The 18,537-nt window shown below is 71.6% G+C and carries 20 protein-coding genes; 9 read left to right on the plus strand and 11 right to left on the minus strand.

The window, feature by feature from the left end; genetic code table 11:
- Positions 1–182: 182 nt before the first annotated feature.
- The 4 genes from MQN93_RS18870 to MQN93_RS18885 form a co-directional block, all read right to left on the minus strand.
- Positions 183–407 carry a hypothetical protein gene (locus MQN93_RS18870; protein ID WP_242710411.1) on the minus strand — a complete coding sequence of 75 codons (225 nt, stop codon included), beginning with the start codon at positions 405–407 and terminating at the stop codon, positions 183–185.
- 222 nt (positions 408–629) lie between these two features.
- Positions 630–1,610: an MBL fold metallo-hydrolase gene (locus tag MQN93_RS18875; protein ID WP_242710412.1), complete on the minus strand. Its 981-nt coding sequence runs from the start codon at positions 1,608–1,610 to the stop codon at positions 630–632.
- Positions 1,607–2,062, minus strand: a complete 456-nt coding sequence (locus MQN93_RS18880; RefSeq protein ID WP_242710413.1) for a PaaI family thioesterase — start codon at positions 2,060–2,062, stop codon at positions 1,607–1,609. Before MQN93_RS18880 ends, MQN93_RS18875 begins: the two co-directional genes overlap by 4 nt.
- Positions 2,063–2,112: 50 nt before the next feature.
- Entirely contained in the window at positions 2,113–3,174 is a 1,062-nt protein-coding gene (locus MQN93_RS18885; protein ID WP_242710414.1) for a Glu/Leu/Phe/Val dehydrogenase dimerization domain-containing protein, read from the minus strand.
- 79 nt (positions 3,175–3,253) lie between these two features.
- On the opposite strand from MQN93_RS18885, the gene MQN93_RS18890 reads away from it, so the two are divergent.
- From MQN93_RS18890 to MQN93_RS18905, 4 genes are all read left to right on the plus strand, one after another.
- Complete coding sequence (locus MQN93_RS18890; RefSeq protein WP_242710415.1) at positions 3,254–3,730, plus strand: Lrp/AsnC family transcriptional regulator; 477 nt, start codon at positions 3,254–3,256, stop codon at positions 3,728–3,730.
- A gap of 79 nt (positions 3,731–3,809) precedes the next feature.
- Entirely contained in the window at positions 3,810–4,256 is a 447-nt protein-coding gene (locus MQN93_RS18895) for a MarR family winged helix-turn-helix transcriptional regulator (protein WP_016430528.1), read from the plus strand.
- Positions 4,249–5,670 carry an MFS transporter gene (locus tag MQN93_RS18900; protein ID WP_242710416.1) on the plus strand — a complete coding sequence of 474 codons (1,422 nt, stop codon included), beginning with the start codon at positions 4,249–4,251 and terminating at the stop codon, positions 5,668–5,670. The genes MQN93_RS18895 and MQN93_RS18900 overlap by 8 nt, the downstream gene beginning before the upstream one ends.
- 67 nt (positions 5,671–5,737) lie before the next feature.
- A complete protein-coding gene (locus MQN93_RS18905) occupies positions 5,738–6,295 on the plus strand; it encodes a cysteine hydrolase family protein (protein ID WP_242710417.1) in 558 nt (185 codons plus the stop codon).
- 27 nt (positions 6,296–6,322) lie between these two features.
- Here MQN93_RS18905 and MQN93_RS18910 read toward each other — a convergent pair whose 3' ends face one another.
- A complete protein-coding gene (locus MQN93_RS18910; RefSeq protein WP_242710418.1) occupies positions 6,323–6,925 on the minus strand; it encodes a TetR/AcrR family transcriptional regulator in 603 nt (200 codons plus the stop codon).
- Positions 6,926–6,971: 46 nt separating this feature from the next.
- On the opposite strand from MQN93_RS18910, the gene MQN93_RS18915 reads away from it, so the two are divergent.
- Positions 6,972–7,427 carry an SRPBCC family protein gene (locus tag MQN93_RS18915; RefSeq protein ID WP_242710419.1) on the plus strand — a complete coding sequence of 152 codons (456 nt, stop codon included), beginning with the start codon at positions 6,972–6,974 and terminating at the stop codon, positions 7,425–7,427.
- Between the two features lie 24 nt (positions 7,428–7,451).
- Here MQN93_RS18915 and MQN93_RS18920 read toward each other — a convergent pair whose 3' ends face one another.
- The 4 genes from MQN93_RS18920 to MQN93_RS18935 form a co-directional block, all read right to left on the minus strand.
- On the minus strand, positions 7,452–8,942 hold the full coding sequence (locus tag MQN93_RS18920) for a helix-turn-helix domain-containing protein (protein WP_242710420.1): 1,491 nt from the start codon (positions 8,940–8,942) through the stop codon (positions 7,452–7,454).
- On the minus strand, positions 8,939–9,250 hold the full coding sequence (locus MQN93_RS18925) for a helix-turn-helix domain-containing protein (RefSeq protein WP_242710421.1): 312 nt from the start codon (positions 9,248–9,250) through the stop codon (positions 8,939–8,941). The genes MQN93_RS18920 and MQN93_RS18925 overlap by 4 nt, the downstream gene beginning before the upstream one ends.
- A gap of 37 nt (positions 9,251–9,287) precedes the next feature.
- A complete protein-coding gene (locus MQN93_RS18930; protein ID WP_242710523.1) occupies positions 9,288–10,409 on the minus strand; it encodes an MFS transporter in 1,122 nt (373 codons plus the stop codon).
- Positions 10,410–10,599: 190 nt separating this feature from the next.
- Positions 10,600–11,832: an erythromycin esterase family protein gene (locus MQN93_RS18935; RefSeq protein WP_242710422.1), complete on the minus strand. Its 1,233-nt coding sequence runs from the start codon at positions 11,830–11,832 to the stop codon at positions 10,600–10,602.
- A 58-nt stretch (positions 11,833–11,890) separates the two neighbouring features.
- Here MQN93_RS18935 and MQN93_RS18940 point away from each other — a divergent pair, with 58 nt between their 5' ends.
- From MQN93_RS18940 to pepN, 3 genes are all read left to right on the plus strand, one after another.
- Positions 11,891–12,655, plus strand: coding sequence for a TioE family transcriptional regulator (locus MQN93_RS18940; RefSeq protein ID WP_242710423.1), 765 nt, complete (start codon positions 11,891–11,893; stop codon positions 12,653–12,655).
- A gap of 29 nt (positions 12,656–12,684) precedes the next feature.
- Positions 12,685–13,302, plus strand: coding sequence for an exonuclease domain-containing protein (locus MQN93_RS18945; protein WP_242710424.1), 618 nt, complete (start codon positions 12,685–12,687; stop codon positions 13,300–13,302).
- A 102-nt stretch (positions 13,303–13,404) separates the two neighbouring features.
- Positions 13,405–15,843 (plus strand): aminopeptidase N, encoded by a 2,439-nt coding sequence (pepN, locus tag MQN93_RS18950; RefSeq protein ID WP_242710425.1) that lies wholly within the window; start codon positions 13,405–13,407, stop codon positions 15,841–15,843.
- A 41-nt stretch (positions 15,844–15,884) separates the two neighbouring features.
- On the opposite strand, the gene MQN93_RS18955 is transcribed toward pepN, so the two are convergent.
- Positions 15,885–16,778 carry a lysozyme gene (locus MQN93_RS18955; protein ID WP_242710426.1) on the minus strand — a complete coding sequence of 298 codons (894 nt, stop codon included), beginning with the start codon at positions 16,776–16,778 and terminating at the stop codon, positions 15,885–15,887.
- 172 nt (positions 16,779–16,950) lie between these two features.
- Here MQN93_RS18955 and MQN93_RS18960 point away from each other — a divergent pair, with 172 nt between their 5' ends.
- A complete protein-coding gene (locus MQN93_RS18960; protein WP_242710427.1) occupies positions 16,951–17,865 on the plus strand; it encodes a PfkB family carbohydrate kinase in 915 nt (304 codons plus the stop codon).
- A 59-nt stretch (positions 17,866–17,924) separates the two neighbouring features.
- Here MQN93_RS18960 and MQN93_RS18965 read toward each other — a convergent pair whose 3' ends face one another.
- Positions 17,925–18,452: a hemerythrin domain-containing protein gene (locus MQN93_RS18965; RefSeq protein ID WP_242710428.1), complete on the minus strand. Its 528-nt coding sequence runs from the start codon at positions 18,450–18,452 to the stop codon at positions 17,925–17,927.
- Positions 18,453–18,537: the final 85 nt, after the last annotated feature.

The following is an 18,537-nucleotide window of genomic DNA, read 5'->3' on the forward strand; positions in this document are numbered from 1 at the left end:
GGGCGCCGTCACGGCGCCGCCCCTCCCGCTCCGCTCACCGCTTCCCTGGTGCGCCCGGGCCGCCGCGCTGCAGTGGTGAGGCGCCGGGTCATCATGCGGAAGGGCGCCGGCGGTTGAGGCCACCGGCGGGGACCGGTGCGTTGGCGTCACCGGGACCGCGCGATTGACCATGAAGGGCGCCGTCACTGCGCCTCCCGCCCCCATACTTCCGGCCCGCCGCCCCGCCACTCGATCAGGCCCGACTGGCGTACCCAGGTGTCGTCGACGTCGTCCAGGCCGGCCAGGCGTAGGAATTCGACGATGTCCAGGAGGCCGTACGCCATGCCGCGGAACTGTTCGCCCACGCGGACCCGCCGTCCGCCGTCCTCGGCGGGCGGGTAGATCACGACGGGCTGGGAGCTGGCCACGGGACCAGGGTGCGCCGTGTGGCGGGGGCGCGCATGCGGGCCTGTGGTGCCAAGGTCCTGCCAAGGGGCGTGCGCGGAGCGCGGGTGGCGTCGGGTCGTGGTGGTCGTCCGGGGTGTGGGGGCGGGTGCGGGGCTCGGCCGGTTGGGTGACGGCGCGGTTCCGCGGGAGCGGCCCGCGTGGTGCCGCTGCGTATCCGGGGGCCCGCCCGGAGGGGCTCCCCGTCAGCGCGGTTTCGGGGGTGGCCACTCGCGGGGGTAGGGCACCCGTAGCGACTCGGCCGTTACGGGGGTGTGGTCGGCGGCGGCGTGGAGGTGGCCGTCGCGGAGGACGACCGAGCCGCCCGCGAGCATCGTGCGCACCAGCTCGGCGGCGAGGGTCTCCGGGGTGCGGCTCAGGAGCCGGGCGGCGTCGGTCAGCCAAGTCCGTGCCTGCAGATACGGCTCGACCTCGGCGGACGGCATCCCCTCGCGGATCATCAGCGCGAACGCGAAGATCCGGCGGGCGCCGTACCAGACCGCTCCCTCCGGGTCGTCGACGAGGCGCTGGGCCCGGCGCAGCGCGGCGGTGAAGGCCGCGGCGGTGTCGGCGGGGACGGGGCCGTGGGAGGGGAGGATCACCGCGGGTTCGAGGGCGGCGATCCGCTGCAGGGACGTGAGTGCGGTGCGGGCCGCCTCGGGGCCGTCGAGGGCGAGGCTCACCCAGCCGACGTCGTAGTCCGACAGCGCGTCCCCGACGACGAGGAGCCGCTCCTCCGGCTGCCACAGGGCGAGATGGCCGGGGGTGTGCCCGGGGGTGCGGACGACTTCCCAGTCCGTGTCCCCGAGCCGGAGGATCTGTCCGTCGTCGAGGGACAGGTCGACCGTGTACGGGGCGACCGGCTGGTCGAGGTACTCGGCCGCGCAGCATCCCGCGTCCCTGCGGACGACGGCCTCGGCCTCCGGGGCGCCGGCCGCGATGCCGGCGCCCCGCGCCTGAAGGAGCCCGTTCGCGCCGACGTGGTCGGAGTGCCAGTGGGTGTTCACGACCAGGGCGACCTCTCCCCCATGGCGCGCCGACATTCCGCGGACCCAGGCAGCGGTCTCCTCGGCATGGCCGACGAACCCGCTGTCGACCAGGGCCGGTTGCCGCCCATGGAGCAGCAGCACGTTCGCGTCGGGGAACGGCCGCTGCCACCAAGTCGCCCCGGCTGGCAGCGCGTTCACCGCTCGGGCCTGTTGACGCGGATCAGGGTCTGCTGGCCGTTGGCGACGAGCTTGCGCCGACCGTCCTGGACCGCGTGCACCTCCAACTGGCAGACGGTAAGGGTGCGTCCGGACTTCAGGACGGTACCGACCGCCTCGATGTGGTCACCGATGGCGGGTGCGAGAAGGTTGATCTTGTACTCGACGGTGAGCACTTCGGAGTCCTCGGGAAACAGGGTGTAGGCCGCATACCCACCGGCACTGTCCGCGATGGCGCTGGTGGCCCCGGCGTGGAAGTAGCCGTGCTGCTGGGTGAGTTCGCGGCGGGCGGGCAGCACGATGTGCACGCGGCCCGGCGCGATGTGCGAGATCCGCGCACCGAGGTGGCGCATCAGCCCCTGCCGGTCGAAGCTGTCCTGGATGCGCTTGTGCACCTCCGGGCTCGCCTGCTCCTGCTGCCCCTGGTCTTCCACGTGCTCTCCTCCGCCGATGCCCTCGCATCACTTCGCCTCACCACGCATCACTACGATGCCTTCGCATCACCGCCGCCGTTGACCGCCAGCCTGCGCTCGGCGATCTGCCGGGCCGCCCGCAGCGGAGTGACACCCGTCGAGCGTGCCACGTCGAGGACACGGCTGACGGTGTCGCCGATGCCCTCCACCCGCTTCCCGGCGGCCTCGTGGCCGTAGTCCTCCGATTCGCGGCTGAGGACGTAGACGATGCCGCCGGCGCCCGCGACGTAGTCGGGCACCCAGACGATGCCGCGCTCGGCGAGGGCGTCGGCGACGGACTCGTCGGTGAGCTGGTTGTTCGCCGGGCCGACCACCAGGGGTGCGGCGAGGCGGGGCACCGTCTCGTCGTTCAGGACGCCTCCGACGGCGGCCGGGACGAGGATGTCGGCCGGGGCGGACAGGGCCTCGTCGGGCTCCACCCAGCCGTACCCGCGCGCCAGTGCGTCGTCCTTGCGCGAGCGCTCCACGTCCGAGACGACGACGTGTGCGCCTTCGGCGGCGAGGCCTGCCGCGACGCCGCCGCCGACCGAACCGTAACCGCTGATGACCACGGTACGGCCGGCGCAGGACGCGTCGCCGAACACGTGCCGGGCCCCCGCGCGCAGGGCGGCCAGGACACCGGCGGCGGTGGGGGCACCGGAGTTGCCGGTGCCGCCGTGTTCCTCGGGAGTGCAGTACGCGTACGGCGAGAACCGCTTCAGGACGACCATGTCCTGCGGGCCCGTGCCGATGTCGGGGCCGGTGCGGTAGGACCCGTCGAAGGAGGCGATCAGCTCGCCCAGGTCCTCGAGCGCCGACCGGCGCCGGTCCGCGGTGAGTTCGGTGTCCTTGTCCAGGGCGATCACGCTCTTGCCGCCGCCGAAGTCCAGACCGGCGACGGCGGCCTTGTAGGTCATGGCCTCGGACAGGCGCAGCGCGTCCGCCAGTCCGTCCTGCCAGCTGTCGTAGTGGCGCAGCCGGCAGCCGCCGACCGCCGGGCCCAGGGCCCGGGAGTGGATGGCGACGATCAGCGGCAGCCTGGATCGGCCGCCGCGCCGGATGACGACCTCTTCATGCGCAAATGCTTGGCTCATGCGTCAGAAGCTAGGCTGATGCGCGGGCCATTCAGTGATCCGCCGAATTTAATTCGGCGCGTTCGGAACGGGAGTAGTCATGGACGAAGTTGATTCGGCGATCGTGCACCATCTGCAGCTGGACGGTCGGCTGTCCAACCGCGCGCTCGCCGAGAAACTCGGCATCGCACCCTCAACATGCCTGGAACGTACGCGACTTCTGCACCGGCGCGGCATCATCCAGGGCTACCGGGCGCAGGTCTCCCTGCGCGCGCTCAACCGCCCGGTCCAGGCGATGGTGGCCACCCAGATCCGGCCGCTGCGCCGGGAGGTGGTCGCGGCCTTCGAGAAGTCCGTGACGCAGCTGCCGGAGGTCGTCTCCGTCTACACCATGGCCGGCAGCGACGACTTCCTCGTCCACGTCACCGCGCAGGACATCGACCACCTGCACGCGTTCCTGCTGGACCACTTCACCGAGAGGCGCGAGATCATCAGCTTCCGCACCTCGATCATCTACCAGCACCTGACCAATCCGGTGCTCGGACCTCTGCCTCCGACGGCCGATCAACGCACCTGACGACGCCTCCGACCAGTTGTCCAGGTTAGCTGCGCAGGTAAACTGGACAACTTGGACTGACGTTCCTACAGTGGGGTGCATGAGCGATCACGGTGCACCGTCGCCCTCGGCCGTCAGCGCCGCACATGACGTGCGGACCGTCGTCGGGCGCCTGCGGCGACGTATCCGCGCCGCCGCCGACACGGGGGACATCAGCCTCACGCAGGCATCGGTGCTGGCCCGCCTCATCGACAACGACGGGCTGTCGGTCAGTGATCTCGCCGGGATCGAGGGCATGCGGCACCAGTCGATGGCGAGCACGGTCGCCGCGCTGGAGGGCCTGAAGCTGGTCGAGCGGCGCCGCGACCCGGAGGACGGCCGCCGCATGCTGATCGCCCTCACCGCCGAGGGGCGGCGGCGCGCCGAGGAGGCGAGACAGGCCCGCGGTGAGTGGCTCGCGGACCAGCTGCAGAAGAAGTGCACCGAGGAAGAGAGGCAGACCGTGATCACGGCCATGGCGGTACTGGAGCGACTGCTCCATGACTGACCGGACCACCGTGACACGCGATGCCACCGGCACGGCAGGCATCGACCGTCGGCTCATACCCCCGATGATGCTGGGTTCGGTCCTGAACCCGATCAACTCCACCGTCATCGCCGTCGCGCTCGTGCCCATCGGCGCCGCGTTCGGGGCGCCGCCCGCACAGACCGCCTGGCTGGTCTCGGCGCTCTATCTGGCCACCGCGCTCGGGCAGCCGATCGTCGGCCGGCTCATCGACATCTTCGGCCCGCGCCGCCTCTTCCTCACCAGCACCAGCCTCGTCGGAGTCGCCGGCATCGTCGGCACCCTGGCACCCAATCTCGCGGTCCTGATCGGCGCGCGGGTCCTGCTCGGCTTCGGCACCTGCGCCGGCTACCCCGCCGCCATGGCCCTGCTGCGCAGCGAGGCCGAGCGGACCGGCAAGGACAGCCCGGCGGGTCTGCTGACCGCGCTGGCGGTCGCCAACCAGACCATCGCCGTGATCGGCCCCCTGCTCGGCGGTCTGCTGATCGGGCTCGGCGGATGGCGCTCCACGTTCGCGCTCAACATCCCGCTGGCCGTGGTCGCGGTCACCCTCGGCGCGCTACGGCTGCCGAAGCAGCCGCGCACCGACGCGACGGCCCGCGGCAGGGTGACCGCGCAGATCGATCTGCCGGGCATGGCCCTGTTCGCCGCCATGCTGTTCTCGCTGCTGCTGTTCCTGATGAACCTGCACGCGAGCACCTGGTACCTGCCGGTGATCGCCGTCGCCGCCGGGGCCGCCTTCGCCGTCCGCGAACTGCGCGCCGCCACACCCTTCATCGATCTACGGGTGCTCAGCGGCAACGCTCCGCTGCTGGCCACCTACGGCCGTGCACTGGTGGCCTACGTCGTCTCGTACGCCTTCCTCTACGGCTTCACCCAGTGGACGGAGGAGAGCTACGGGCTCGACCCCTTCCACGCCGGGCTCGTGCAGATCCCGATGTTCCTGGTGGGCATCGGCGTCTCCGTCGTGGCCGGGCGCCGCCGCGGGGTCCTCGGCAAGCTGCTGCTCGGTGGCACCGGCCAGATCGTGGCCTGCGCGCTGATGCTGACCCTCACCGCGGACAGCCCGCTGTGGACGCTGCTCCTCCTTGCCGTGATCTTCGGAGTGCCGCAGGGGTCCAACAACCTGGCCCTGCAGAACTCGGTCTACTTCCAGTCCGACCCGGAGCGCACGGCCTCCTCCGCGGGACTGCTGCGGACGTTCGCCTATCTGGGCTCGATGGTCGCCTCCTCCGCGACCGCCGCGTCCTTCGGGCAGCACGCCGGCACCTCCGGGATGCACCATCTGGCCTGGATCATGCTCGGCGCCGGGGTCCTGTACCTCCTGATCACCGTCCTCGACGGCAGCCTGCGCCGCCTGGCGGCCGACCCGGCCGAACCGGCGCGCACGGCATAGCCGTTCCGCGGCCCCGTACGAAAACCCAGCACCCGTACCACCCCCTCCCGTCGCGAAAGGCCGAACCATGCCCCGCACCGCCCTGCTCTCCATGGACCACCAGGTCGCCAACCTCGCCCACGTTCCCGACGACTACCTGCCCGCCGCAGGCCGGGCACTGGAAACGGCCCGAGCCGCCGAAATCCCCGTCATCCACGTCGTCCTACGGCTCCGCCCCGGCCACGTGGACGTCCATCCCCGCAACAAGATCTTCGGCGCCCTGCCCTCCGGACTGTTCACCGAGGACGACCCCAACGCCGCGATCCATCCGGACCTGGCCCCGCACGGCGACGAGATCGTCGTGGCCAAGAACCGCGTCAGCGCCTTCGCGGGCAACAACCTCCAGCAGATACTCGCCGCCCAGGACATCGACCACCTCGTCCTCACCGGCATCGCCACCAGCGGCATCGTCCTGTCCACCGCACTACAGGCGGCCGACCTCGACTACGGCGTCACCGTCCTCTCCGACGCCTGCGCCGACCCCGACCCCGCCCTCCACAACACCCTGCTGACCCAACTCCTCAACCGCCGCGGCGACGTCACCACGACGAAGGAGTGGGCGGAGACGCTGACGCCGGGCGCGTAATTGCCGTACGGCCGCACAAACATCAGGTCACCCCGGGCCGTAATACAGCCGAAAAAACTCCTCCATCGCCGCGTCCACGCCCTCGCGGTCGCCGGTGGCGAGGAGGTCGAGGAGGAGGCCGCGGACGGTGGCGAGGCCGAGTCTGGCGCGGTTGTGGGCCGTGGCCGGGTCCGTGCCGGCGGTGACTTCGGCGGCCACGAGGGGTTCCAGCCAGTCCGACACCAGGTTGTCGAGGACCGGCACCGCCTCGGGGCGGCCGCGCAGTGCCTGGCCGTAGATCTCGAAGAACAGCCGTTCCTGGTTGGCGAGTTGCGGATCCGTCAACTGCCGCCAGAGCAGTCGCGCGGCGTCGACCGGTGAGACGCCGGGCTCGGCTCGCAGCCGGGACAGCAGATCGCGCTGGCGCTGTTCGGAGGCGCGGACGATCTCCACGAGGAGTTGCTCCTTGGAGCCGAAGTAGTGGATGAGCATCCGGTGGCTGACGCCGATCGCCGCGCCCAGGCCGCGCAGGCTCAGGTCCCCGATGCCGTGCGCCGCGACGTGGTCGACCGCCGCGTCCACCAGCTGCGCGCGCCGGTCCCCGTCCTTGCCGCCCGCACCTTCGGAGCCTGAGTCGCCCGTACTCGTCACTTCGCGAGTGTACCAATTGGTACACGGTACATGTACCGTGTGGTACATGCAGCCCGTCACCGTGTCGATCGACGTTCCGCAGACGCCCGAGCAGGTCTACGACTTCCTCGATGTCATGGCTCACCACGAGCGCTTCACCGACCACTACCTGACCGACTGGCGCTACAACGGCCCCGACCGCGGCAAGGGTTCGTCCGCCACGGTCACCGCCGCGCTCGGCGGCACGAAGACCGAGGTCACCATCGAGGTCGTCGAGGTCGACGCACCCCGCCGCATCATGGAGCGCAACGTCAGCGCGGCCGGCCGGCGCCTCGCCCACGGCACCTACACCATCGAGCCCCTGCCGGACGGCGGAAGCCGGGTCGCCTTCACCTACTCCTGGGTGCGCGCCCCACTCCCCGACCGCCTGCTGGCTCCCGTCGTCCGGGCCACGATGCGACGCGCCAACCGTACGGTCATGCAACGCCTGGCCACCGAACTGGCGCGCTACGCCGCTTCCTGACGCGCGGTACCCGGCGGCCCCCAGTCAGCCCGCGCTGTCCGGAGTGCCGACGGTGTAGACGTCCTTGACCTTCACCTCGGCGACCCCGCGCCCCTCAGGGAACACCGCGCGCCAGTCGCCGATGACGTGGAGTTCGTCGGTGCCCATCGCACGCACCACCAACAACCCCTCGTCGTAGGCGCGTTGCGCCTTCCACCACAGGTTCGCGAAGGCCTGCGAGCGGATGATGTGCATCCAGTCGGTGCGGTACAGCTCGCGGTTGTAGTTCGACTCCCCCAGCGTGGAGACGAACTTCGAGTACATGGCCTTGACGTACTCCAGCGTCACCTCGTCACCGGTCGCGATCGCCCGGTCCCGGGCGTCCTTGAGCGCGACACGGAACTTCTCCAGCAGCCCTTCCGTCGCCCCGGACGTCCACGACTCATGGATCTCCGGCGGATCGCACAGACCGTACTTCGGGCCCGACAGCCGCAGCAGCATGCGTAGCGTCGGCTCGGTCACCCACAGCGGACCCGGCTCGTCGCGGCTGCCGATCGGGTTGGGCAGACACGCGTCGTGCTCCCATGCGGGCGGGGTGATCAGATGGATGCCGGAGCGGCGCCGGTCGTGGTGGTTGCCGGTGGAGTGCTCCAACTGCCCCAGCGGCAGGTGGGTCTTGAGGGCGGACAGATAGGCGCCGTTGATGTCGAGCGCGGTCACCTCGTGTTCCCCGGGCGGCAGTTCGGGCCTGCTCCACTTGGGGCGGGCCTCCCAGACCTGGTCCGCGCCGCGGGCGGTCTGCTTGCGCAGGATGTCCGGCAGCCAGGGGTGCGCGATCACGTCGTAGCGGCCACCCTTGCGGCTGTGGTCCAGCAGCGCCATCGCGTCCGGGATCGCCCGCTTCAGCAGCGCCTTGGTCGCCGCTTCCACATCGCCTGCGTGCTCGTCGAGGGCGCGTGTGACCGCCGCGCCGATCAGGTCGGGGCTGTCGGCCGTCTGCATACGACGGCCGACGGGAACGACCTTGACTCCTGCGCGTGCGGGCGAACGAGGCTCCCGCCGGGACCGAGGAGGCTCGGCCGTGCCGCACTCGGCGGGGTCCAAGTGCTGCGCGAATCCCGCGACTTGATGCCGCGCGGGCTGTCCGCACAGCACACAGGGCTGGGGCGCGTCGAGGACGGCGACCTCGCCGTCCGGTCCCGCACTCCCCTCCTCGTCCGCGCACACCGCGTCCTCGGGCGCTGCGGCCGGTCCGTCCCCGGCCTCTTCGACGGTGGCCTCCTCCGTCTCCTCGGCGGCCAGCTTGTTCCGCGCTCCCGAGAGGAAGTACGCGTACTTCTCCCGTACTTCACCGCTCGGGTCGCGGCCCGACTCCCAGCCGCCGACCGTGGAGGGTCCGACGCCCAGGGCCTGCGCGAGCTGGGCCCGCGAGACGTTCAGCTCCTCGCGCAGCGCCCGCCGCTCCTGCGCGGGCGGCAGCGGGACCTCCTTCCTGGCCCCGGCGAGCAGCGCGTCGATGGCGTCGAAGTCCGTCATCGCGCTCCCCCGTCCGGTACGGCCGCGGCCGGCGACGGGGACCCGGTCTGACGGCCGACGACGCGGCGCCGTCCGACGGGAAGCGCCTCCGTGGCGCGGGTGGGCCCCGCGAGGAGGTCGAGGGCGTCGATGCCGTAGTGCGCGGCCACGGCATCGCAGTCGGTCAGGCTCCACGTCGCGGAGCCGGACTGGCGACGGCTCACCTGTGCCTGGCTCACTCCCAGGGCGGCGGCGAGCTCGGTCTGCGACTCACCGGTCGCGTGCAGCAGGGCTGCCACCGCGGACCGCACACGTTCCTCAAGACTCATGCCCACGATGCGGAAGCTACCACGTAGAACTCATGCCTCATGCGCGTGACGCATCGGAGGAAAGCAGCCGGCCCACGAGCAGCACCGCTCCGGCCGCGCACGTCATCAGCCCGCCCGCGAGGAACGCGGCCCGTACGTCGGCCAGGGCGAGCACCAGCCCGCCGAGGGCCGCGCCCGCTGCGATTCCGGCGTTGTAGGCACCGGAGTTGGCCGCGAGCGCGAGGTCGGTGCGGCCCGGGGCGCAGTGCAGCATCTCGTTCTGGGTGGTCATGAAGACCGGTCCGAGCGCACCGCCCATCAGCACCAGGAACACCACTGCCGCGACGGGCCGGTCTCCGGTCGCGTAGAGGCCGGTCAGGCCCACCGCCTGGGTCGCCACGGCGGCGGACAGGGCGGAGCGCGGGAAGCGGTCCAGCAGTGCGCCGGTGATGCTCACACCGGCCAGACACGCGAGGCCGAACACCACGAACAGCAGGCCGACCGTACCCGGCGAGAACCCGCCCACGTCACCGAGGAACTTCGCGATGTAGGTGAATCCCGCGAACGCGCCGGTGGCGGACAGGGCCCCGGCGGTCAGCACCGTGGCGAACCGGCGGACGTCGGGGCCGGTCCCGTAGGCGGCGGGCTCCTCTTCCGGGCGCGAGGTCGGCAGCAGCGTCGCGACGGTCACGAGCGAGACCGCGGCGAGCGCGGCCAGGGCGGCGACCGGCACCTGCCAGGCGGTCCGCCGCCCCAGCCAGGTTCCGGCGGGCACGCCGAGCACGAGGGCGAGCGAGCCCGCGACGGACAGCGCCCCGACCACCCGTCCGCGCACCCGCGGCGGGAACAGGCCGACCGCGACCGGACCCATCACGGCCCAGAACAGGGCCTGCGCGAGCGCGGTCAGCAGCCGTGCGCCGAGGAGCAGCCAGTACGTCGGCGCCAGTGCCGCGACCAGGCTGGACACGGCGAGTGCGGCCAGCAGCGCGGTGAGCACATGGCGGCGGGGAACGGTGCGTACGACGTGGGCGATGGGCACGGAGCTGACCGCGACCGTCACGCCGTAGCCGGTCACCAGGAGGCCGACGGCCGGCACGGACACCCGGAGGCCGTGCGAGATCAGCTCCAGGAGACCGACCGGGAGGTTCTCCGCCGTGTTGAAGGTGAAGGCGGCCAGCATCAGTGCCCCGAGCACCGCGAGCCGCTGCCACGGAGTCGGTCGCCGCTCCGGCACCCGGTCACTCGCTGTGCTCGACCGGAGCGCCTGTTCCGTGGCACCGCCCATGCCATCACCTCACCCGGATCACCGGCCCCACCGCAACCGATTTCCTCGGGCCGGCGAACGGGATCGTCCCAGGTGGTCGCCTGCTCTATGTGGCGTCCTTGACGAAGACGATGCCGTCCCGGTCCGCGAGATGGGCCGGGTCGAGCGGGGCGTAGCCGAACCACGGGGAGGTGCGGGGTGCGGGCGGTGTGTCGCCGAGGGCGGTGGCCAGACGGCGGGGGTCGATGACGCAGCGGTCCTCGGGGAGTGCGTACAGGAGCCCTTCCACGGTGTCCGGTGGCGGGGTGTCCACTCCCTGGTGCCGGATGGTGCCGAGGGCCGTGGCGACGTAGGCGTACGCGTCCCCGAGCCGGGCGCTCACCAGCGCACCGGCGCTCCACCACCGGACCGGCCCCTGCCACATCTGCATCGTGCTCAACTCCCGCTGGAAATGGGCACTCTGGCCGTTGACGAGTGCCGGGCCCCGTTCGGTGAGGGCGAGGAGGTTGCCGGCCATCATCAGGTCCCGCTGCGCGCACAGCCGTGTCATGCGCGCCGGTGAGGTGTCGGCCATCCAGTGGTGGTAGCGCAGCAGCCCTGTGGCGGTGCGGCCGTACAGGCGTGCCCGGTCGAACTCGTCCCGCGCACTCGCCGTCTCCCGCGCACTCGCCGTCTCCCGTGGGCTCGCCGTCGTCAGATACGGCGTCTGCGTGTCGAGCAGCGCGACCAGGTCGTCGGCGAGCAGCCGCAGCCGACCGGCCTCGGACGACTGCCCCACGGACCGGGCCGGATCCATCATCGCGTCGGGGTCGATCCACCGGTCGTCACTGCCGAGCAGGCCGTCGAGTGTCTCCGCGGTGCAGGGCAGCAGGTCCGCGTCCAGGCGGTCCGCGAGGTATGCGTGGAGTGCGGTGAGGGTCTGCCGGGGGCTCGCGGCGGCGGTGATCTCCAGGGGGCCGTCGAACCCGGCGAAGCGGACCTGTTCGGACTCGGGCCGGCCGTCGTTGTGGGCGCGCATCCAGCGCACGAGTTCGCGGTTGCCGGTGAAGGCGCCCCAGCCGTGGCTGAATCCGTGCTCCATGGCCTCGTCGAGGGTGCCCGTGCCCGAGGTGACGTAGTCGTCCACGAGCAGGCCCTTGAAGCAGTCGCTCTCGATCGCGATCGTCCGGTAGCCCTCCTCCTCGACGAGTTGCCGGAAGAGCTCGTTGCGCAGGCCGAGCAGAGTGTCCTCGCCATGTGCGGGCTCGCCCAGGGCGAGCAGCCGCGGACGCGCCGGGAGCAGCTCCATGACGGCGGCGGCCTCGACGGGACGGACGGTGTCCGTGATGTGAGTAGCCATGCCTTGAACGCTATCGTTGAACCCACGATTGAAACTTTCGCGCGATATCGGCAGGAGCATGGACCGGAACCTTCAAAGTGGCAGACGACTGCGGCCGGTGGATCTGGCGCGCGGGCACGGTCTGTCCACCCAGGCGGTCAGGAACTACGAGGAGGCCGGCATCCTCCCGCCGGCCGGCCGCACACCCCACGGCTACCGCACCTACACCCCCGTGCATGCGCTGGCGTTGCGCGCCTTCCTCGCCCTGGTGCCCGGTCACGGCCATGGGACGGCGGCGTCGATCATGCGGGCGGTGAACCAGGACGCCACGGAGGAGGCGTTCCGCCTCATCGACGAGAGCCATGCCCAGCTCCTCGACGACCGCGCGACCCTCCGGGCCGTGGAGAGCGCCCTGCGCGACCTGAAGCCCCTCGCGGCGTCCGAGGCCCCCGCCGCGGCCGACAGCTTCGTGCGCCTGGCCGCGTCCGACCGGTTCATCGGATCACTGGCCAGGCAGCTCGGCATCCGGCCCGCGACCTTGCGCAAATGGGAGCGGGCCGGGCTGGTGAGCCCGCGGCGCGATCCGCAGACCGGGTACCGCGTCTACGACGAGGCAGCCGTACGGGATGCCCGGCTGGCCCACCAACTCCGGCGTGGTGGCTATCCGTTGGAGCGGATCGCCCCGCTGATCGCCCATGTACGGGAGGCGGGCGGGCCGGAACCGCTGGAGGCCACGTTGCGCGACTGGCACGCCCGGCTGTCCGCCCGCGGCCGCGCGCTGCTGACCGGGGCCGCCGCGCTGGAAACGTATGTGCGGGACGGGCGGGAGCAGCAACTAGCCTGACCACAACCCAGTCGGAAGGGACCGGTTCGTTGCGTACGTTCGTCTTGTTCGATCTTGAATTCACCACCTGGCCCGGGGCACTCGAGGACGACTGGGCGGCGCCCGGACAGCTCCGTGAAATCGTGCAGATCGGCGCGCTGCGCCTGCGGGAGGACTTCTCCGTCGCGGAGGAGTACGAGGCGCTGGTCCGGCCCGTGACCAACCCCCGGCTGTCCGCCTACTTCACCGAACTCACCGGGATCGACCAGGAGACCGTCGACCGGGAAGGGCTGACCCCGGCCGAGGCGCTCGGTGACTTTCTCGGCTTCTGCAAAGGACAGGCCGTGCTCTCCTACGGCAACGACATGGTCGTCCTCGGGGAGAACGTGGGCTGGGCCAGGGCTCGCGGCGAAGAGGTCAAGAACGGCTTCCTCGGCGCCCATTTCTTGAACATCCGGCCGTGGCTGAACAGCGTCGCGCCGGTCACCGCGAACGCCAACGTGGGCCGCCTCTGGCAGATGCTCCAACTCCCCAAGCCCTCCGCAGGGAACGAGCATTCGGCCCTCTTCGACTGCCTTTCCTTCGCCGCCGCCGTCACGCATCTGTCCCGCACCGGCCACCGCCTGCCGGAGGGCACCCTCTCGCCCGTCCCCGGTCAGCCCGGCTGACGCGTACGGATCTGCGCGCCGCGCAGGTCCAGGGAAAACCCTCTGCGTCCTTCACCGTTCTGCGGCATACGCTTGCGCCCGCTGTCTGTCGAAGGAGGATGCATGGGGATCAGGAGCCTCACCCGGGGTGAAGCCGAGCGCCGGGCCGCGCTGGTCGCTGTCGAACGGTACGACGTGGACATCGACTTCACCGCGCTGCCCGAGGGACCCGAGGTCCGCTGCGTCTCGACGGTGACCTTCACCTGCCGTGAGCCCGGGGCGGAGACCTTCGTGGACTGTGCGGCCGAGGTGGTGAGCGCCACGCTCAACGGCACCGCGCTCCGGCCCGCCGCCGACGGCCGTATCCCCCTGCCCGACCTGGCCGCGCACAACGTGCTGCGGGTGGAGAGCGTCCAGGCCGACACCTCCGCGGGCGAGGGCGTGCACAAGGCGGTCGACCCCGCCGACGGCGAGGTGTATGTGTGGACGAGCTTCGAGCCGGACGAGGCCCGGTTCGTGTGGGCGTGTTTCGACCAGCCCGACCTCAAGGCCCCGCACGCCTTCACCGTCACGGCGCCGCCCACGTGGATCGTCACGAGCAACTCCGGTGACGCGCGCGTCGAGGAGCTGGACAAGGCCCGCCGCTGGGTCTTCCCCGACACTCCCCCGCTCGCCGTGTACAACACCGTCGTCAACGCGGGCCCGTTCCACGAACTGCGCCGCGAGATCGACGGCCACGACCTCGGCCTCTACGCCCGCCGCTCGCTCGCCGACGTCCTCGACCGCGACGCCGACGAGATCTTCACCCTGACCTGGCAGGGCCTGGCCTTCTACGCCGAGGCCTTCGCGATGCCGTTCCCGCAGCGCAAGTACGACCAGGTGTTCATGCCCGAGTTCGGCGGCGCGATGGAGAACTACGGCTGTGTCACCTGGTCGGACGGGTTCCTGCAGCGGGCCGATCCGACGCCCGCCGAGCGGGAGTTGCTGGCCGTCGTGCTGCTGCACGAGATGGCGCACATGTGGTTCGGCAACATCGTCACCATGCGCTGGTGGGACGACCTCTGGCTGAACGAGGCGTTCGCCGAGTTCGCCTGCCACTGGGCCGCCGAGGGCGCCACCCGCTACACCGACGCCTGGGCGGGCCATCTGGTGAGCGACAAGCTCAAGGCGTATCTGGCCGACCAGGGCCCGGTCTCGCACCCCATCCACCAGCCCATCCACGACGTCGCCCAGGCCGCGTCGATCTTCGACAACATCACGTACCCCAAGGGCGCCTCCGTCCTCCAGCAGCTCATGACGTACGTCGGCGAAGAGCACTTCCGCGCGGGCATGGCCGCCTACTTCGCCCGTCACGCCTGGCACAACACCACCCTCCAGGACCTCATCGACGCCCTGTCCGAGGCCAGTGGGCGCGACCTCGACGCCTGGCGCACGGCCTGGCTCGCCACGGCCGGCACCGACCGGTTCGTCCTCGAACGGGACGGTGAGCAGGTCACGTTGGTGGCCGCGGACACCGCGCGTCCGCAGGTGCTCGCCGTCGGTGCCTACCGCCGCGACGGACAGGCGCTGGAGCGTACGGCGCTGGCCCGTGTCGAGGTGACCGGGGCCCGTACCGCCGTCACCGGCCTCCCGGCCGACGCGGACCTGCTGCTGATCAACGACGACGATCTGACCTTCGCCACGGCCCGCCCCGACGACGCCACCCGGGACGTGCTCCTCTCCACGGCGGCCCAACTGCCCACCCCCATCTCCCGGGGCGTGGCCGCCGCGACGGTCTGGGACATGCTGACGACCGGTGAGGCCACGGCGGTGGAGGCCGGGCGCTGTCTCACCGGGATTCTCGCGGTCGAGAGCTCCGACGCGGTGATCGAGCCCCTGCTGACACTCGCCGCCGACATCGCCGAACTGTGGGCTCCGCCCGCCGAACGCCCCGCCCTCACCGCGGAGTTGGCCGCCGTGTGCCGGCGCCTCGCCGCCGATCCGGGCCGCCGCCAGGTCGCCCTGCGTGGCCTGGCCCGTACCGCGACCGCCGGCGACGACCTGGCCTGGCTGCGTGAACAGGCGGGCGACGACGTGGACCTGCATTGGCGCGCCCTGGTCCGCGAGGCGGAGCTCGGCGGGGACGTCACGTCCGAGACCGACCGTCTGCTCGCGCGCGACCCCGATCCCGACGCCTGGATCCGCGCCCTCACCGTGCGGGCCGCCCGGCCCGACGCCGCGGCCAAGGCGGAGGTGTGGCAGCGGGTCGTCGTGGACCGCGCCGTCCCCGTCCATGCGGTCGGTCAGGTGATGGCGGCCTTCTGGCGCCCCGATCAGGACGCCCTGCTGGCCCCGTACGCCCAGCGCTATCTGGAGGTGCTCCCCCGGCTGGACCAGGGCGGCATGATCCCGGCGATGGTCTTCGCCGGCCGTCTGTTCGCGCCGTTCTCCGTCGACGACGCGTACATCGAGACCGCCCGGCGGGCCGCCGAGGAGGTGGCCCCGGTCGTCCGCAAGACACTCCTCGAACGCTCGGACGCCGTCCGCCGGATGCTCCGTTCCCGGACGGCCGCCACGGCCTGACCGCCGACGCCCTGTTCGGTCTCAACCGGTCGCAACCAGTCTCAACCGGTCGCGAACTTACGGAGTTTGTCGGCGGTGTCGTGGAAGCGGTCGTGATCGCCCACGGTCGGGCCGGACGACGTGTACTGCCACATCGTGTACGTCTTCCAGCCCGCCGGGAGCGTCCCCGCCGAGGAGGCGTAGCGGGCGATCCAGAGAGGGTTGGTGGCGCCGAAGCCGCTGTAGTTGCCCGTGCAGGACGACCACCAGGACGTGGCCGTGTAGATGACGGCGTCACGGTGGGTGCGGGCCTTGTAGCGCTTCAGGAAGTCACGGATCCAGCTGACCATGGCCGTCTTGGACTTGCCGTAGCAGGCGTCTCCGTACGGGTTCCACTCGATGTCGAGGGCGCCGGGCAGCGTCTTGCCGTCCTTGGACCAGCCGCCGCCGTGGTCGACGAAGTAGTCGGCCTGCGCGGTGCCACTGGTGGTGTCCGGTGTGGCGAAGTGGTAGGCGCCGCGGATCATGCCGACGTTGTAGGAGCCGTTGTACTGCTGGGTGAAGTAGGGGTTCGTGTAGTACGTCCCCTCGGTGCCCTTGGTGTAGGCCCATCGGACGCCGCCGCTCCACAGGGTGGGCCAGGCGACATCGCCCTGGTAGCTGGCCACGTCGACGCCCTCGGCCTGGGTGACCCTCGCGGTCGGGGCGATGTCGTCGGGCGAGGCGGCGATCCCGTCGTGGGCCCGTACTCCCATGCCCATGTACGCGCTGCCGCGCACGGGGGCGGGGAGGGGCACGGGGGACGGGACGGGGTCGGGCTCGGCTGCCGCGGCGTCGGTCGTCGCGAACGCCGCCGGCAGTCCGGAGAGGGCGAGGAGGAAGCCGGTCAGGGCGGCGACGAGACGCCGGCGTGAGCGGCCGAGCTGGGGGGATATAGAGCTACGCACGTCATCCATCTGAACCCCGGCCCGGCCGCACCGCACGTCAGGTACCGCCCAACGGGCGTTCCGGTACGGCGGTGTTGTCGTTCGCGGCGGGTTCGTACACTGACCGCAGATTCGGGAAGACCGCCGGTCCGGGCAGAGAACCGCCGGTCCGGGCAGAGAGAGGTGTGCGCGGGTGGAGCCGATGGCGAGCGAGCGGCCTGTCGGGCTGTTCGTGGGCCTGTGCACCCTGGATGTCATCCAGCTGGTGGACCGTGTACCGGCGTCCGACGAGAAGCTGACGGCCCGTGAGCAGGTCGTGGCCGCGGGCGGTCCCGCGGCGAACGCGTCAGCGGCCTTCGGCCATCTGGGGGGCAGGGCCGGGCTGCTCACCGCGGTCGGATCCCATCCGCTCGGCCTCGCGGCCACCGCCGACCTCGAAGCACTGGGCGTGACCGTGACCGATCTGGCGGCCGACTCGGCCGAGCCGCCCGCCGTGTCCTCCATTCTGGTGACCGCGTCCAGCGGGGAGCGAGCGGTCGCCTCCACCAACGCGACGGGCCACCGGCTCGCCCCGCCCCGCGAGCTCGACGCGCTCGTGGCGGCGAGCGACGTCGTCGAGTTCGACGGCCACCACATGGAACTGGCGCTGGCCACCGCCCACGCCGCGCGCGCCGCGGGCCGGCTGACCCTCCTGGACGCGGGCAGCTGGAAGGACGGCACACCGGATCTGCTGCCGTACATCGACGTGGCCGTCTGCTCGGCCGACTTCCACCCACCGGGCGTGGCCGACTCGGTGACCGACACCCTGGAGTTCCTGCGCGAGCACGGGGTGACCTGGCGGGCGGTCAGCCGCGGAGGCCGGCCCCTCGTATGGGCGGGCCCCGACGGCGCCGGCGGCACGGTGGAGGTGCCCGCCGTCCGCGTGGCGGACACGCTGGGCGCGGGCGACTTCCTGCACGGTGCCCTGGCCCATCACCTCGCGTCCCGGACCCACCACCGCGCGGCCCGGGATTCCCTGACGCCGGAGGGTTTCGCCGAGGCCCTGCGTGGGGCGACGGCTGTGGCCTCGCGGGCGTGCGCGTCGTTCGGGACGCGGGCGTGGATGCGGGAGGGGTGAGGACAGTCCTCGTGGGCGTCGGGCAGCACGAGTGACATGGCCGAACGGTCCGGCGGCGGTCAACGGCTCGGAGACGGGGTCCTCGCAGTGGGACCGGCCGGGGCTCCATCGACAGGCAAGGTGGACTGTCGTATGCCCGTACCAGCCTCGACCCGTACGGTCTCGACGTGCTCCCACTGCTCGGTGCTCAGGAAGGCCAGGGCGGCGGGGAAGACGCCGTCCTGCTCCTTGAGGATGTGTTCGCGCAGCAGGTCGAGCGTCTCGATCAGCCGGTCGGGCCAGCCGGGATCGGTCAGGAACGGCCCGCTCGCCTCGGCGAGCACCGCCTCGATGCGACGGTGCTCGTCCTCCAACGCGGCGATCTTCTCGGGGAATTCGGACGTCAGGGCCGGGAACAGGCCGTGCTCCTCCACCCGGGTGTGCGGACCCAGAACGGACGCGATCTCGCGGGCCAGCTCGGCCATGTAGGTGACCTCACCGGAGCGGTAGGCGTCGCGGACCCGGCTGACGAGCGTCACCACCGTCTCGTGCTCCAGGGTCAGCTGATCGATCGATTCCAGTGCCTGGCAGCCGCAGTACTCACACATCGTGCCGTCCTCCACGTTCAGTGCGCCGACGCTGCAACTGTCCCCGTCCGTCCACGCTGACCGGATGGGCCGTCCGCCCCCACTG

Source organism: Streptomyces spinosisporus, assembly GCF_022698145.1.
In the GTDB taxonomy this organism is placed as follows: domain Bacteria; phylum Actinomycetota; class Actinomycetes; order Streptomycetales; family Streptomycetaceae; genus Streptomyces; species Streptomyces spinosisporus.

Coding starts and splice junctions, on each gene's coding strand:
- MQN93_RS18965 (WP_242710428.1), bottom strand. CDS start 18,452: ATGTGTGAGTACTGCGGCTGCCAGGCACTGGAATCGATCGATCAGCTG.
- MQN93_RS18900 (WP_242710416.1), top strand. CDS start 4,249: ATGACTGACCGGACCACCGTGACACGCGATGCCACCGGCACGGCAGGC.
- MQN93_RS18920 (WP_242710420.1), bottom strand. CDS start 8,942: ATGACGGACTTCGACGCCATCGACGCGCTGCTCGCCGGGGCCAGGAAG.
- MQN93_RS18915 (WP_242710419.1), top strand. CDS start 6,972: ATGCAGCCCGTCACCGTGTCGATCGACGTTCCGCAGACGCCCGAGCAG.
- MQN93_RS18895 (WP_016430528.1), top strand. CDS start 3,810: ATGAGCGATCACGGTGCACCGTCGCCCTCGGCCGTCAGCGCCGCACAT.
- MQN93_RS18890 (WP_242710415.1), top strand. CDS start 3,254: ATGGACGAAGTTGATTCGGCGATCGTGCACCATCTGCAGCTGGACGGT.
- MQN93_RS18940 (WP_242710423.1), top strand. CDS start 11,891: ATGGACCGGAACCTTCAAAGTGGCAGACGACTGCGGCCGGTGGATCTG.
- pepN (WP_242710425.1), top strand. CDS start 13,405: ATGGGGATCAGGAGCCTCACCCGGGGTGAAGCCGAGCGCCGGGCCGCG.
- MQN93_RS18925 (WP_242710421.1), bottom strand. CDS start 9,250: ATGAGTCTTGAGGAACGTGTGCGGTCCGCGGTGGCAGCCCTGCTGCAC.
- MQN93_RS18930 (WP_242710523.1), bottom strand. CDS start 10,409: ATGCTGGCCGCCTTCACCTTCAACACGGCGGAGAACCTCCCGGTCGGT.
- MQN93_RS18905 (WP_242710417.1), top strand. CDS start 5,738: ATGCCCCGCACCGCCCTGCTCTCCATGGACCACCAGGTCGCCAACCTC.
- MQN93_RS18885 (WP_242710414.1), bottom strand. CDS start 3,174: ATGAGCCAAGCATTTGCGCATGAAGAGGTCGTCATCCGGCGCGGCGGC.
- MQN93_RS18960 (WP_242710427.1), top strand. CDS start 16,951: ATGGCGAGCGAGCGGCCTGTCGGGCTGTTCGTGGGCCTGTGCACCCTG.
- MQN93_RS18935 (WP_242710422.1), bottom strand. CDS start 11,832: ATGGCTACTCACATCACGGACACCGTCCGTCCCGTCGAGGCCGCCGCC.
- MQN93_RS18955 (WP_242710426.1), bottom strand. CDS start 16,778: ATGGATGACGTGCGTAGCTCTATATCCCCCCAGCTCGGCCGCTCACGC.